At 59.0% G+C, this 14,322-nt stretch carries 15 protein-coding genes and 1 riboswitch; of the genes, 4 read left to right on the forward strand and 11 right to left on the reverse strand.

What is annotated here, in order from left to right:
• Positions 1-18: 18 nt before the first annotated feature.
• Positions 19-801 (forward strand): SDR family NAD(P)-dependent oxidoreductase, encoded by a 783-nt coding sequence (locus tag BWI76_RS14010; protein WP_004137997.1) that lies wholly within the window; start codon positions 19-21, stop codon positions 799-801.
• Between the two features lie 265 nt (positions 802-1,066).
• Here the strand turns inward: BWI76_RS14010 and BWI76_RS14015 are convergent, their stop codons facing one another.
• The 9 genes from BWI76_RS14015 to BWI76_RS14055 all read right to left on the reverse strand — a co-directional run bounded on the left by BWI76_RS14015 (position 1,067) and on the right by BWI76_RS14055 (position 11,022).
• Positions 1,067-2,548, reverse strand: coding sequence for a pyridoxal phosphate-dependent decarboxylase family protein (locus BWI76_RS14015; RefSeq protein ID WP_162626001.1), 1,482 nt, complete (start codon positions 2,546-2,548; stop codon positions 1,067-1,069).
• A gap of 9 nt (positions 2,549-2,557) precedes the next feature.
• On the reverse strand, positions 2,558-3,943 hold the full coding sequence (locus tag BWI76_RS14020) for a diaminobutyrate--2-oxoglutarate transaminase (protein ID WP_024358191.1): 1,386 nt from the start codon (positions 3,941-3,943) through the stop codon (positions 2,558-2,560).
• A 307-nt stretch (positions 3,944-4,250) separates the two neighbouring features.
• Positions 4,251-5,186: an ABC transporter substrate-binding protein gene (locus BWI76_RS14025; protein ID WP_004137175.1), complete on the reverse strand. Its 936-nt coding sequence runs from the start codon at positions 5,184-5,186 to the stop codon at positions 4,251-4,253.
• A 24-nt stretch (positions 5,187-5,210) separates the two neighbouring features.
• Positions 5,211-5,951 carry an ABC transporter permease gene (locus BWI76_RS14030; RefSeq protein ID WP_004137174.1) on the reverse strand — a complete coding sequence of 247 codons (741 nt, stop codon included), beginning with the start codon at positions 5,949-5,951 and terminating at the stop codon, positions 5,211-5,213.
• A complete protein-coding gene (locus tag BWI76_RS14035; protein ID WP_024358188.1) occupies positions 5,948-6,676 on the reverse strand; it encodes an ABC transporter ATP-binding protein in 729 nt (242 codons plus the stop codon). Before BWI76_RS14035 ends, BWI76_RS14030 begins: the two co-directional genes overlap by 4 nt.
• Positions 6,673-7,368: a TenA family protein gene (locus BWI76_RS14040; RefSeq protein WP_024358187.1), complete on the reverse strand. Its 696-nt coding sequence runs from the start codon at positions 7,366-7,368 to the stop codon at positions 6,673-6,675. Before BWI76_RS14040 ends, BWI76_RS14035 begins: the two co-directional genes overlap by 4 nt.
• Before the next feature lie 69 nt (positions 7,369-7,437).
• Positions 7,438-7,539: riboswitch (TPP riboswitch) on the reverse strand.
• 153 nt (positions 7,540-7,692) lie between these two features.
• Positions 7,693-8,865, reverse strand: coding sequence for a Gfo/Idh/MocA family protein (locus BWI76_RS14045; RefSeq protein WP_004137164.1), 1,173 nt, complete (start codon positions 8,863-8,865; stop codon positions 7,693-7,695).
• Between the two features lie 14 nt (positions 8,866-8,879).
• Positions 8,880-9,803: a sugar phosphate isomerase/epimerase family protein gene (locus BWI76_RS14050; protein ID WP_004137162.1), complete on the reverse strand. Its 924-nt coding sequence runs from the start codon at positions 9,801-9,803 to the stop codon at positions 8,880-8,882.
• Between the two features lie 184 nt (positions 9,804-9,987).
• Positions 9,988-11,022, reverse strand: a complete 1,035-nt coding sequence (locus tag BWI76_RS14055; RefSeq protein WP_024358184.1) for a LacI family DNA-binding transcriptional regulator — start codon at positions 11,020-11,022, stop codon at positions 9,988-9,990.
• Positions 11,023-11,190: 168 nt separating this feature from the next.
• Between BWI76_RS14055 and BWI76_RS14060 the strand changes: the two genes are divergently transcribed.
• Positions 11,191-12,333: an alpha/beta hydrolase gene (locus BWI76_RS14060; RefSeq protein WP_004137160.1), complete on the forward strand. Its 1,143-nt coding sequence runs from the start codon at positions 11,191-11,193 to the stop codon at positions 12,331-12,333.
• A 38-nt stretch (positions 12,334-12,371) separates the two neighbouring features.
• On the opposite strand, the gene ykgR is transcribed toward BWI76_RS14060, so the two are convergent.
• Positions 12,372-12,473 (reverse strand): small membrane protein YkgR, encoded by a 102-nt coding sequence (gene ykgR, locus BWI76_RS28690; RefSeq protein ID WP_004137159.1) that lies wholly within the window; start codon positions 12,471-12,473, stop codon positions 12,372-12,374.
• Positions 12,474-12,671: 198 nt separating this feature from the next.
• Here ykgR and BWI76_RS14065 point away from each other — a divergent pair, with 198 nt between their 5' ends.
• Positions 12,672-13,097, forward strand: a complete 426-nt coding sequence (locus tag BWI76_RS14065; protein ID WP_004120488.1) for a hypothetical protein — start codon at positions 12,672-12,674, stop codon at positions 13,095-13,097.
• A gap of 5 nt (positions 13,098-13,102) precedes the next feature.
• Positions 13,103-13,663, forward strand: a complete 561-nt coding sequence (locus BWI76_RS14070) for an RNA polymerase sigma factor (protein WP_004137158.1) — start codon at positions 13,103-13,105, stop codon at positions 13,661-13,663.
• A 17-nt stretch (positions 13,664-13,680) separates the two neighbouring features.
• Here BWI76_RS14070 and BWI76_RS14075 read toward each other — a convergent pair whose 3' ends face one another.
• Entirely contained in the window at positions 13,681-14,316 is a 636-nt protein-coding gene (locus tag BWI76_RS14075) for a TetR/AcrR family transcriptional regulator (RefSeq protein ID WP_004137157.1), read from the reverse strand.
• Between the last annotated feature and the right edge of the window lie 6 nt (positions 14,317-14,322).

Genomic DNA, 14,322 nt, shown 5'->3' on the forward strand with positions numbered 1-14,322 from the left:
AAATTCAGGAGTGCATCTATGAGCAGCAAATCAGCGGTACTGGTAACCGGCGCATCGACCGGAATTGGCGCAGTCTATGCCGAACGTTTTGCCCGCCGCGGCCACGACCTGGTGCTGGTCGCGCGTAACCGCGAGCGTCTGACGGCGCTGGCCGAGCGACTGCGCGGTGAAACCGGTGTTCAGGTCGACATCCTGCAGGCCGACTTAACCCAGGATAGCGACATCATCGCCGTGGAGCAGCGCCTGCGGGAAGACGCGCGTATTGGGATTCTGGTCAATAATGCCGGTACCTCGATTCCCGGTGATTTCCTCCACCAGAGCAGCGACGATATCACTCGCCTGATTACCCTCAACGTGACCTCAGTGGCTCGCCTGGCGAACGCCATCGCGCCGCGTCTGGCCGAAGCCGGAGAGGGGGCGATTGTCAACATCGCGTCGGTCGTTGGGCTGGGTCCGGAAATGGGGTTGACCGTATACGGCGCCACGAAAGCCTTTGTGCTGTTTCTCTCGCAGGGGCTCGATGTTGAGCTGAACGCGAAAGGCGTATACGTCCAGGCGGTACTGCCGGCGGCGACGCGCACCGAGATTTGGCAGCACAGCGGCAAAGATGTGGATACCATTCCCGGCGTCATGGAGGTGGATAAACTGGTCGATGCCGCCCTGGTGGGGTTCGACCGCCGCGAATCGGTGACTATTCCGCCGCTGCATGATGAAACGCAGTGGCAGGCGCTTAACGCGACGCGTCAGGCCATGCTGCCCGGCTTTGCGCAATCTGAACCGGCGGCGCGTTATCTGGGGTGACGGGCTGTTTGTATCACCGTGTATCGGAAAGGAGAGTCGATACACGCTTATGGCGCGCATTTCGAATACAAGTACATCCCGGAGGCGGCGCCAGGGGCGCCTGTCCGGGCTACCGGCCCGATGATGGCTGTGAACCTGTAGCCCGACAGGTGCGCAGCACCGCCTCCGGGAAATAGAGTGACAACGTCACAAATTCAGGACCAAACCCAATAAAAAAAGCCGATAAGGTGAGTTATCGGCTTTCGAGGTTAGTGCGAGAACGAACTTACTGCGCCAGCAGCTCCTGGGCGGTACGCTCGACCAGGCTCAGCAGCACCTTCACGTCCTCTAACGTCACGATCGGGTTCAGCAGCGTCAGCTTCAGGCAGGTGACGCCGTTGTGCTCGGTCACGCCGACGTTAGCGCGGCCGGAAGCCAGCAGCGCATCGCCAACCCGCTGGTTGAGCAGGGCGATCGCGGCATCGTCGCTGCCCGCCATCTGCTGCGGACGCGAACGGAACAACACGCTCGCCAGCTGCGGCTGCATGACCAGCTCCAGCGTCGGCTGCGTTGCGACGTAATCCGCCACGTTCAGCGCCATCGTCACGCCGTGATCGATGATTTCCGCGTACTGCTTCTGGCCCAGCGCTTCCAGACCCATCCATAGCTTCAGCGCGTCGAAGCGGCGGGTGGTCTGCAGCGATTTGGACACCAGGTTCGGTACGCCGTGCTCTTCATCGAACTCGGAGTTCAGATAGGCCGCCTGATAGCGCATCAGCTCATAGTGGCGGGCTTCTTTTAACAGAAACGCGCCGCAGCTGATGGTCTGGAAGAACTGCTTGTGGAAATCCAGGGTGATGGAGTCCACTAACTCAATGCCGTCCAGACGGTCGCGATACTTCTCGGACATCAGCAGCGCGCCGCCCCAGGCCGCGTCGACGTGCAGCCAGATCTGGTGCTCTGCCGCGACGGCCGCAATCTCGCGCAGCGGGTCAATCGCCCCCGCATCGGTGGTGCCGGCGGTGGCGACGATCGCCATAATCTGCTCGCCGTTAGCCTGCGCCTCGGCGATTTTCGCTTTCAGATCCGCCACGTCCATCCGCGCGAATTCGTCGGTTTTCACCAGCGTCACGGAGCGGTAGCCGAGGCCCATCAGCGCCATATTCTTCTGCACCGAGAAGTGGGCGTTTTCTGAACACAGCACTTTGTACTGACGAATATCGCCCGGCAGACCATCCTGCTGGATGGAGTGCCCCCGGCGGGCGAAGAAGGCATCGCGCGCCAGCATCAGGCCCATCATGTTGCTCTGGGTGCCGCCGCTGGTGAAGACGCCGGCATCGCCAGCGCCGTAGCCGACCTGGGCGCGCAGCCATTCAATCAGCTTGATCTCGATGATGGTCGCTGACGGGCTTTGGTCCCAGGAGTCCATACTCTGGTTGGTGGCGTTAATCAGCACTTCCGCCGCCTGGCTAATCACCAGGCTCGGGCAGTGCAGATGCGCCACGCACTGCGGGTGATGTACCGACAGGCTGTCTTTCAGGAAGTACTCGATCGCACGTTCAATCGCCGCCTGGTTGCCCAGACCCTGTTCGTTGAAATCAAGGGTGATGCGCTCACGCAGTTCATCAACGCTTTTCCCCTGATACATTTCAGGCTGCTGCAACCACTGCGCTACCGCCTGGCTGGTCTGGGCGATCGCCTGCTGGTAGGCATCAATACTTTGCGCGGAACCAGCAAGAATCGGATTCAATTTGGACATTGCGGTCACTTACTCCACTCAGACCGGTTTTACGCCGGCGGCCAGCAGGGCCTGTTCAAATTTGTCGAAGAAAATTTCCAGCTCAGCGTTGCTGATCAGCAGGGACGGCAGCAGGCGCAGCACGCAGCCGTGGCGGCCGCCGCGCTCGAGGATCAGACCCGCTTCGAAGCATTTCTTCTGCAGCAGCGCGGAGAGTTCGCCATCCGCCGGGTAGCAGCCCATGTGGTCCGGCGCTTCGTTCGGTTTAACGATCTCGATGCCGATCATCAGGCCCAGACCGCGAACGTGGCCGATAACCGGATAGCGTTTCTGCATCTCGGCCAGCTTGCCTTTCAGCCATTCGCCCTGAGCGGCGGTTTTATCCGCAATCTTATTATCTTTCAGGTGGCGCAGGGTGGTCAGGCCGGTGGCCATCGCCAGCTGGTTGCCGCGGAAGGTGCCGGTGTGGTGACCCGGTTCCCAGGCGTCGAACTGCTTTTTGATACCGAGAACGGCCAGCGGCAGACCGCCGCCAACGGCTTTCGACATCACGATAATGTCCGGCTCAATGCCAGCGTGTTCAAAGGCGAAGAATTTACCGGTACGGGCAAAGCCAGCCTGAACTTCATCGATGATCAGCAGAATGCCGTGCTCCTGCGTCACTTTACGGATGCGCTGCAGCCATTCGACCGGAGCCGGGTTCACGCCGCCTTCACCCTGAACGGCTTCAAGGATCACCGCCGCCGGTTTACGCACGCCGCTTTCGACGTCGTTGATCAGGTTTTCGAAGTAGTAGGTCAGCGCTTTCACGCCGGCTTCGCCGCCGATACCCAGCGGACAGCGGTACTGGTGCGGGTAAGGCATAAACTGCACTTCCGGCATCATGCCGTTAACCGCCGCTTTTGGCGACAGGTTGCCGGTGACGGACAGCGCGCCGTGGGTCATGCCGTGATAGCCGCCGGAGAAGCTGATCACGGAAGAGCGACCGGTGTATTTTTTCGCCAGCTTCAGCGCCGCTTCCACGGCATCAGCGCCGGACGGACCGGTGAACTGCAGGCAGTATTCTTTGCCTTCGCCCGGCAGCAGGGAAAGCAGGTATTCAGAGAAGCGATCTTTTAACGGTGTCGTCAGATCGAGAGTATGTAACGGCAAGCCGCTGGTAATGACACTTTGGATGCTCTGCAGCACGTCAGGATGGTTGTGGCCGAGTGCCAGAGTACCGGCGCCGGCAAGGCAGTCCAGATACTGTTTGTTATCCGCATCGGTCAGCCAGACGCCTTCCGCTTTGGTAATCGCAAGGGGCAGCTTGCGCGGGTAGCTCCTGACATTCGATTCGAATTCAGCCTGACGGGCCAAAAAGGTATCGTTGTTTGCATCTAATAAATCTGCGCCTAAAGTATCAATACGGACTTTATCCGTCATCATATCACTCCCACAACCAGCGTTACGGTTGAGCGCTGGTTGAATAAATTGGTGTAAGAAATTGAATCGCCATGCATTAAAGCGGGCACAATATATGGCTTTTTAGATACGCATTCAACGTTTTATTGATTAAGGTATATTTACGTTATTTTTACACTGGCGAAAATCAACCTAATTGATTGATTTAAAATGAATATTTTAAGGGGTGAAAGACCTTTAAAATTGTAATTATTAGTGAGGAAGTTTCTCGATTTTTATTAACGTTACGCGGATATTGCTGGCGAAAAGTTTCCGCCAGCAATGGCATGACTCAATGCAGCTCAACCGCATAATTCGTTAAAGGTGTGACTTTTTTCACCAACTTATTGTTATATAAAAACTGTTCATAAGCTTCATAGCGAGGTTTATCCAGCGCCGCCGGATCGCTGGCAAACAGAGGAAGGGTTTTCAGCCATGCCTGCTTGTTCAGTTCGGTATTGAGCTCGGGATGCGCGGCGGCAAACGCCTGCCAGGTCTCCTGAGGATGGGCGCGCAGGTAAGCGACGCCTTTTTGCAGCGCCTTGAGGAACGCCTTAATCTTCGGCGCGTTTGCTTCATCACGATTCGCGACAATCACCAGCTCGTCGTAGGCCGGTACGCCGTAATCCTCGACGTTCATCACCTGCGGATCTTTCCCCTGTAGCTTCAGCTCCAGCGCTTCGATATTACGATAGCCGCCGATGACCGCATCGACCTGGCCGGCCAGCAGGGCGCTGGTCAGCTGGAAGTTCACGTTGATGAGCTTGATGCTTTTGGGGTCGATGTGCGCGTGCTGCGCCATGGTGGCCAGCGTCGCCTGTTCGATACCGCTCACCGAGTAACCCACTTTTTTGCCTTGCAGATCGGCGGGGGATTTGATGCTTTTATCCAGCGCGATCACCGTGTTCAGCGGTGAATTAATCAGGGTGCCGACGCGGACCAGCGGCAGCCCTTCATCAGCAAAAAAATGGACCTGCGGCTGGTAGGTAATCGCCAGGTCCGCCTGGCGGGCGGCGACTAAGCGTGGCGGCAGCGCCGGGTCTGACGGCGGCACGATTTTGACGTCCAGGCCCGCCTCTTTAAAGGCGCCGATCTGTTCGGCCACCACGATCGGCGCATGATCGGGGTTGATATACCAGTCCAGCACCAGGGTGAGTTTCTCGTTGGCCAGCGCCTGACCGCTGAACAGCACGCCAAGGGCCATTCCGCTATAAAGATGTTTACGCATGGTTATTCCTTCTGTTTAAAATCGTTATTCCGGCGTCCAGTCGATCAGCCGGTGTAAAAAAGCATCCACCGCCAGCCAGAGCAGGACGGTCAGCACCACCAAAATAAACAGGGCCGCGAAGCAGATATCGGTTTGCAGGCGGGCGTTGGCGTTAAGCATCACGTAGCCCAGGCCTTCGGCTGAACCGACCCATTCGCCGATAATCGCCCCGATGGGGGCAACGGCGGCGGCCATCCGCAGGCCGGAACCAAGGGCCGGAAGGGCGGCCATCATGCGAACGTGGCGCAGCTGTGCGCCAAAAGAGGCCCCCATGGTGCGCGCCAGATCGAGATAGTCGCGGTTAACCCGGCGTAGACCGTCAAAAAACGCCGAGGTGACGGGAAAGAAAATCACCAGCACCGCCATCATCACCTTGGCGCCCATGCCAAAACCGAACCACAGCACCAGCAGCGGGGCGAGGGCAAAGACCGGGATCGCCTGGCTGGTCAGCACCAGCGGCATCAGCCAGCGCTGAAGGCGCGGCGAGACAATCATGCACAGCGCCAGCGTCACGCCGAGTAGGGCGCCAAGCACGAGGCCGCTGAGGATCTCGCTCAATGTGATCAGCGTGTGTTCGCCGAGGTACGAGCGGTTGACCCACAGAGCGCTTGCCACCGCCGAGGGTGAAGGCAGCAGAAAGGCGGGAATGCCGCTGCGGCTCGCCAGCCACCAGAGCAGCAGCAGGCCGCAGAACACCACGGCGGCGCGAAACAGTCTTGCGCTCATCCGTTAGCCCTTATCAGCTGTTGCAGCAGCTCCGCCTGGCTGGCCAACAGCGCCGGATCGTCCGGCGCGCGCGGCGGCATGCCGGACAGGCGATGCGCGTCGTCAATCCCGCCGGGAGCGGGGGAAAGGACCAGCAGACGATGGCTCAGGCGGCAGGCTTCCATCGGGTCGTGGGTAATCAGCACGACGGTGCGGTTCACCAGGAGTTCCGCGGCCAGGGTCTGAATGCGCGTGCGGGTCAGGGTATCGAGCGCGGAAAAAGGTTCGTCCATCAGCACAATGGGGCGGTCTTCATAGAGCGTGCGCGCCAGCGCCGCACGCTGGCGCATGCCGCCTGAGAGGGCGGCCGGGCGGTCGCCGGCGCAGTGTTCAAGACCAACCTGCTGTAACAGCGCGGCAACCCGCCGATGGTCTACGCGCTCTCCGCGCAGACGCGCGCCAAGCGAGACGTTGTCGCGCACGCTTAACCATGGATAAAGCAGATCTTTTTGTCCCATCCACGCCAGCCGTTTATCTATTGGCTGCCCGTCGCTGGCGCGAACGTCACCGGCGGTAGCTTTTGCCAACCCGGCGATAATGCGCAACAGGCTGGTCTTTCCAGCGCCGCTGGCACCCAGCAGCGAAACCCACTGGCCGCCGGGGATAGCGAACGTCAGATTGTCGAATATCCGCCGCGCGCCAAAGCGCAGGCTCAGACCGCGCACCTGGATACCGGGCGCCGTCACGCCGGGCGCTCCGCGACGGCGTTGAGGCCCATCTGCCAGAAGTTAGCCTCCAGACGCGTGGCGGTGGTGAAAATAGCGCTGAGTTCGGCGAAACGCGCCTCGCCGCCGCGCTGCTGCCAGAGGGTTTCCAGCAGACCGATGGCGTTATTGACGCCGTTCAGGTAACCCTCATCGCCGTAGTTGCGGATCCAGGAGGCATAAGGATTGGCGGTCAGCCGGGTCGCCGGATCGTGCAGCAGGCCGAGGCCGATTTCCGCGTAGCCGGCAACGCAGGGCATCAGCGCCGCCAGCAGATCCAGGGCGTCGCCGGAGTGGCCGATGTCCAGCACGTAGCGGGTATAGTTAACGGTTTCCACGGCTTCCGCTTCGGCGGCCATCGTCGCTTCATCCAGTCCCCATTCCCTGCAGTAGCCGACGTGCAGCGGCAGCTCGTCAATAATGGCGTTCATCGACGCGGCGGCGACGCGCATTTCCGCCAGGGTACGCAACTTGCTGACCAGCAGCGCGTAGCTGCGGGCGAAATGGATCAGAAACAGGTAATCCTGCGTCAGATAGCGGCGGAAGGCGGATTCGGGCAGGGTGCCATCGGCGAGCTGGCGCAGGAAGGGGTGGGCGACGTAGTGCTGCCAGTCGGCGCCGGCCTGCTGACGCAGGCGGCCATAAATACCCTGGGTAAACGCGGGAAGAATCACAGGACCTCCTGAAACAAGGGAGATCCGGGCGTGCTGAATGAAGTGTGAACAGGCAATGGCGCAAAACTGGCGGAAATGCCGACCCGTCCCTTCGCTGGCATGACCCAGATCAGGTTCAAAGGGTTCGGCTTACGCCATCTCAGCCCTCACGGGACACCCCTCGGTTTGGCCCCTGTTATACGACATTCCCTTTTTGATTACAATGCTGTGAATTTGCCGGGGATAGGTGACGTTGTCACTTTTAAATATCTCAAGAAATGGCTATTGCGCATCGTTTGCGCCCGGTGGCGGCTGACGCCTTACCGGGCGCGTATTATCAGAGGATCAGTGAAACTCTACCCAGCTGGCCCCGTTGTCTGCTGAACGTACGCAGCTCTCTACCCAATGCACGCCGAGCGCCCCGGCTTTGGCATCCGGATACCAGAAGTTTTCCAGCAAGGCCGAATCGCGACGGTCGGTTGCATCCATGGCAATGGCAAAGCGGCGATACAGATTCGACCAGGCCTCAAACAGCCCTTCGGGATGGCCGCCGCCAATCCGGTCGTCCTGCAGGGCCAGCGGGTCAAGATAGGGCATACCGCGTTCGAGGATGCGTACCGGCTCGCCCTGAATTTCGTAGCGCAGCTGGTTCGGCTGTTCATCCCACCACTCCAGGCTAGCTTTCTCCCCGACGATGCGGACTTTCTGTCCGTGCATTGAGCCGCTGTTGACCGCCGAGCACCACATCGACCCTACGGCGCCGTTGTCGTACTCCATCAGCACATGCGCGTTATCCTCCAGCGGTGCACGGCTTTTGACAAAACTCTGGCGGGAGCACATCAGGCGAGTGATATTAAGCTTCGGCGCCATGGTCTCCGCCAGGAACAGCGGGTGGGTGGCCAGATCGCCTAGCACGTAGCTGGGACCAACAAATTTCGGGTCCACCCGCCAGCGGGTGCTGGGGTTATCCTGCTCTACCGGCTGGTTATGGAAACCGTGGGCGAACTGCATATTGATGATGCGGATCTCGCCCAGCAGCCCCTGTTCAATCATCTGCCGAGCCTGCAGAATCAACTGATGCCCGGCGTAGCCGTAGGTGACGCCGATGATTTTGCGCTGTTTTTCGCTCAGGGCCACCAGCGCATCGGCCTCTTCGCCGGTAAAACAGAGCGGTTTTTCGCAGACCACATGCAGTCCGGCCTCAAGCGCCGCGCGACAAATGGCGTAGTGGGTGTTATTCGGCGTGGCGATAGAAACCGCTTCAATGCCGTCTTCCCGCGCCGCTTCTTCGCGAAACAAGGTTTCGTAGTCGGGGTAACAGCGCCCGACGTCCACGCCCAGCTGCTGGCCAAACTCGCGCCCGCGCTCTGCATCAATATCAAAAGCCCCGGCCAGCAGGGTAAACGATCCGTCGCGCAGCGCCGCGGAGCGGTGAATATAGCCAATCTGGCTGCTTCCGCCGCCGCCCACCATGCCCCAGCGTAAGGAGCGGCCTACAGGTTTAATACCGTTAATCATTTGTTTTCTCCCGATTAAAACCCAACGGATCGCAGGTAGCGCAGGCTTTCCGTGACCGCCTGCAGGCTGCCCTCGACGTTGCGCGGATCGCGCTCTTGCTCAATGGTGATCCAGCCCTGATAGCCGCGCTTGTCGAGAAAGGCGCGCACCGCCGGATAGTCAATGGCGCCGCTGCCAAGCGGGCACATCACCCCCTCCGCACAAGCCGAGAAGAAGTCGATGCCGCGGGAAATCACGCTCTCGAACACCTGCGGGTCAACATCTTTAAAATGCAGGTAATCAAGGCGGTCAAAATGGCGATCCAGCCAGCTGATGGGGTCCATGCCCGAATAGTAGAGGTGGCCAGTGTCGAGACACAAACCGGCCACCTCATGGGGAATCTGCGTCGCCAGCAGGTCGATTTCATCGGCAAACTCGATGCAGCCGCCGGCGTGAGGATGGATAACCGGACGCACGCCGTACTCCTGCCACGCCAGTTTGCTGATAGTGATAATGTGGTCGATCATCCGCTGCCAGTCGGCGGGTGACAGACGGGGGGCCAGCTCGCCGCGTCCGGCATATTTCGCCCGCTGCGGATTGCCGAAATCAATAATGACCAGATAAGGCGGCTGGAAGGGGTTACCCGGCGTCTTTTCCGCTGACGGCACCTGCGACAGATTGCGGCAGAGGTTATGCGTCAGTTCGACAATATTCGCGAAGTTCTCTTCGCTGACCAGATCGTCGAAGATCGTTCCGGCAACCAGCGACAGCCCCTGTTTATTCAGCGCGGCGCTAAGTTCATCGGCCCGGGTCGGCAGATAGCTCCACGGGCCCAGTTCAATGCTTTTATAACCGGCCGTCGCCGCTTCTTCCAGCACCTTGGGCCACGGCGGCAGGTAAGGGTTTTTGGGATCATCGACGCCCCAGCTGCACGGCGCGTTGGCAATATGTATGGTCATGATGGCTTCCTTTTCTGATGAGGAGAAAACATGACCAGTATTGAATGAAAATTTCATATTCAACAATGATGAAATTTAAATTCTTTGATGGGATTCAAGATTTATTTTGATAGCATAAATGATGGTTTTTTATCAAATATAGCGCTAAAGCGGAGCGCGGCGGCTTTATCCGCGCCTGCGTCAATCAGAGGTTTTCTTTGGTGAGGAGGTCAAACGGCTGCAGAGCGTTGATAAACGTCGCCCGCGGCTGGCTGACTGCCTGGATAAAGGCGTTAATTGTCGCCGCAGCGAACTCGCTAAGCCGGTGCGCAAGCATAAGATCGACGGTGCCGTCGATTAACGCCAGCTCGCCGTTGTCTACCGGGCCATGGCAAATCAGGGTGACCTGGTGCTGGCGTTGACGCGCGCGCAGGGCGTCGACAATACCTTCCACGCCGCCGCAGGGCGCGTAAATGGCCTTCAGATCCGGGTACTGTTGCAGCATCTCTTCCGTCACCTGGCGCGCGACATCGGCACGTTCGTGGCTGCGCACCGGTTCAAGCACACGATCGCCTTTGCCCTGTTCGCGCAGGTAGGAGCGGAAACTTATCTCGCAGCTTTCCTGACAAATAAACCGATTATCGCCGACGATAATCCCAATTTCGCCGTCGCCGTGACAGAGCCTGTCCACCGCCCAGCCGGCGGTGCGGCCCGCTTTCTGGTTATCCAGCCCGATATAGCCGGTACGCTGGGGAATGCTCATATCGGAGAGCAGGGTGAAGACGTGCACCCCTTTATCAATCGCCTGAATGAGGGCATGGCGGATAAGCGGATTATCCAGCGCCACAATGCCGATAACATCCACTTCAGCGCTCAGGCGGCCGATCGCGGCGGCCATATCGTCGATGGCGTTAATATCATAATGCAGAAAAACGGGGGCCTGCGTCGGGCTATGCCACGCGAGTGCCGCCTGTTCAAGCGCCTGCGCCAGCTGTTGATAAAATGAGTGTGACGGCTGCAGCAGGATAAACCCCATTCTGAGGGCTATCGCCGACTGGCCGGCAGCCAGCCGATAGTGGGATTGCTCAAGCGCGAAGCCTAATCGCCGCGCGGACTCGAGTACTTTACGTTCGGTGCTCTCTTTGACGGCGGCCCGTTTATTGAGCACTCTGTCTACCGTCGCAATACCCACTCCGGCGTCTCTGGCTATGTCGGTCATGGTCACTTTTTTCGCTGACATCGGTCTCTTCCTTTGAGGTTATTGATAAAAATCTATCATTATTTGCGCGGGCAAAAAGCGAAGCCACTCAGGGTTTATAAAAAAATGGCGAAGCGTCTGCTTCATTGAGCTGATATTCAGGCGGCGGGGACTACACTAAGTGCATCACTAATAATGGAACAGGATGCCATGACCTATTCACTCTCGAGAAAATTCCTCGCCGCCACCTCTGCGCTGCTGCTGCTTTCAATGAGCGCGGTACCGGCTAGCGCCGCTGGCGACAGCACCGATGCCGTCTCTCCGCTCAACGCCGCGAATGGCTTAAGCGAAGCGGCAAAGCAGTACCTCCTGCATTATCCCTCCCGCAGCGGCGTTGACGGTAAAACCGCCCGCGAAGATACCGCCGCGGTATTTATTCCCTTTGGCGCGACGCCGGAAGGGGGGTGGCCTGTGGTGGTCTGGGCTCACGGTACCGTGGGCGTGGAGAACCACTGCGCGCCGTCGTTAAACCCGCGCAGCGATCGCGATAAGCAGTATCTGAATACCTGGCTGTCGCTGGGCTACGCGGTGGTCGCGCCGGATTATGCCGGGCTGGGCTCTGCTGGCCTGCACCATTATCTTAACGCCCGCGGCGAAGCGTGGAGCGTTCTTGATGGCGTTCGCGCCGCCCTGAAGCAGTTTCCGCTTAAGAATGAGCTTATTCTGGTAGGGCAGTCGCAGGGTGCGCACGCCGCGTTCGCCAGCGCGGGATATCAGCCGGAATATGCGCCGGAGCTGAACGTTCGCGCGACGGTGCTGACCGGTACGCCTTATTTTGAGAAAGGAACCACCGCCGCCGACGTGCTTCCACCGGCAGCCGGCAAAGCGCCGACTGGAGGCGACCCGAAAATACCCTATATTTTCTATATTTATCTGTCTGCCGCCGACAGCAACCCGCAGCTTAATCCGGCTGATTATTTCCAGGATAACGCGCTGCCGCTGCTGAAAGAGGCAAGCAATTTATGCATTACGCCGTTAAACGATGAGGTCATGAAGGCCGGTCTTAATGCCGCTAACTCACTTAAGCCGGGAATAGACTCCCTGTTAAACGCCAGCGTGGGCAGCATGCTTTATCCGACCCTGAAAATCGATCACCCGGTGTTTATCGGTATTGGCGGCGCGGATATCAACGTGCCGACGGCAATGCAAAAACGCTTTGCCGATGCGGTAAAAAGCGCGGGAACCCGGGCGGAGGTTCATATTTATGCCGGCCTGGATCATAGCGGTACGGTTAACCCGTCTTTACGCGACTCGGTACCGTTTCTGATTAAGACGCTGAACGATAAGCGATAGTGCCGGCAGGCCGCCCTGAGCGATGGGGCGGACTTCGATTACCAGTATTTAGGGATCAGATAGCCATACATCACGACCGCGACAACAATCATCAACGTAATAATCGCCCAGTCCGCTTTTAGTGATTTTACTGCGTTCATAAGTTCCTCTTTTTTCAATGAATCATCGGGGAACCTTACCGCCGCCGCGCGCGATAGAAGGTGATGAAGATCACACATTAAAATTTGTCATACAAATAAAGTGTGTCGATTTTTAAATTTTCTCAGCAATATTTTGTCCGCTCATTCGTCTACCTCAGCACAGGCTAATATTCACGAGCATTATGAGGTAAACAGAAGATGAGAGATTTCGATATGCACGGTCAGCATCACCATCAGCGCTTTGGTCGTCACAGAATGGCAAAACCGCTTATTATCGGCGTGGCGTTAATCGCCGTGCTTGGGCTGGTGGTGATGTCGCTGTGGAATGCGCTGCTGCCGGCAATTCTTGGCGTGAAGAGCATCGGTTTCTGGCAGGCGTTAGGGATTCTGGCGCTGTCGCGGATCCTGTTCGGCGGCCTCGGTTTTCGGCCGGGCATGTTTGGCATGGGGCACGCCCGGCGGCGGATGCATGAACGCTGGATGAACATGAGCCCCGAGCAGCGCGAGGAGTTTGCTCAGCGCTTCGGCCGCCGCGGGCATCACGGCCCCTGCGGCTGGCGTGACCGCCGAGGCGAGCATGGGCCGCAGCAGGAGAGTCCAGCTAAAAACGCGGATCCCGAGTGAACACAATGAAAAACGGCACCGTGGCGGAGTCACGGCTTGTTTCCGCCCTCAACGCCTGCCGGTCGCGGCTGAAGGCTTTTATCCGCGGACGGACCCCGCTGCGCGATGAGGCGGACGATATCCTGCAGGAAGTGACGTATCAGCTCATTCGCGTCGAGCAGCCGGTGGAGAATATCGCCGCCTGGCTGTTTCGGGCGGCGCGTAACGAAATGACCGACAGGGCGAGGAAAAAACGCGAGCTGCCGCTGGCGGGCGGCTTCAGCGAGGAGGAGGAGGGCGATTTTCCTGAGGACGAGCTGGCCGAGACGCTGTTTGGCGTGCCGCAAACGCCGGAGGATGAGTATCTGAAAGCGCTGCTCTGGGAGGAGCTAAACCAGGCGCTTTCGGAGCTGCCGCCCGCCCAGCGTGAGGCATTTGAGAAAACCGAACTGCAGGGCTATAGCTACCGGGAGCTGGCCGAAGAGTCCGGCGTCAGCGAGCAGGCGCTGCTCTCGCGTAAGCATAAAGCCGTTCTCTACCTTCGCACCCGCCTGCGTAGCCTGTACGATGAGCTCCTCGCCGGTTAGGCGTATTCCGGCCCCGTTCACAGGGCGCCGGATGATGATGGCTTATAGCCCCAGGCCGTGAGGAACACGCTAATCGCGCATTCGGCGAGCGGCTCCAGCGTTTCTGCCGTTAGCGCATTTTGCGCAATTAAGGCTCCCGGCAGCGGATAGCCCATAATCGCGCCGAGAAACGCCGTCGCCTGGAGCTGCGGGTCGCTGAGGGTCAGCTGGCCCTGATCTCGTTTCTTCGCGAGGATATCGCTGAGCGCCTGCAACACGCGTCCCGAGGGGCGCTGCTCTAGCGTGACGTACAGCTCCGGTTTTTGCACCAGCACCTGGATGAGCAGGCGTTGAAAGTGGATGTTTTCCGGCGCATAAAAATGGTGCTGGACAACCCTGGCGAATCCCCGCAGCAGCGCCAGCAGATCCTGCTGGCTGTCCTGTAGAAGCTGTTGCAGGGGCGGCTGCATAGCGTCGTTGAGAAAGGCGAACGTCTCCAGCAGCAGCGCGTCTTTTCCGCCGGGGAAATGGCTGTACAGCGTCGGGCGCGTGGTTCCCGCTTCGGCGGCGATGGTATCCAGAGACACATCAAGCCCGTGCTGCAGAAACAGCGCCCGGGCGGTTTGTAAAATGCGTGGGCGGGCTTTCATCGGTCGCCCGCGTTGATTTCCCATCAGTTG

The sequence above is a fragment of the Klebsiella sp. M5al genome, assembly GCF_002090195.1.
GTDB lineage: Bacteria > Pseudomonadota > Gammaproteobacteria > Enterobacterales > Enterobacteriaceae > Klebsiella > Klebsiella grimontii.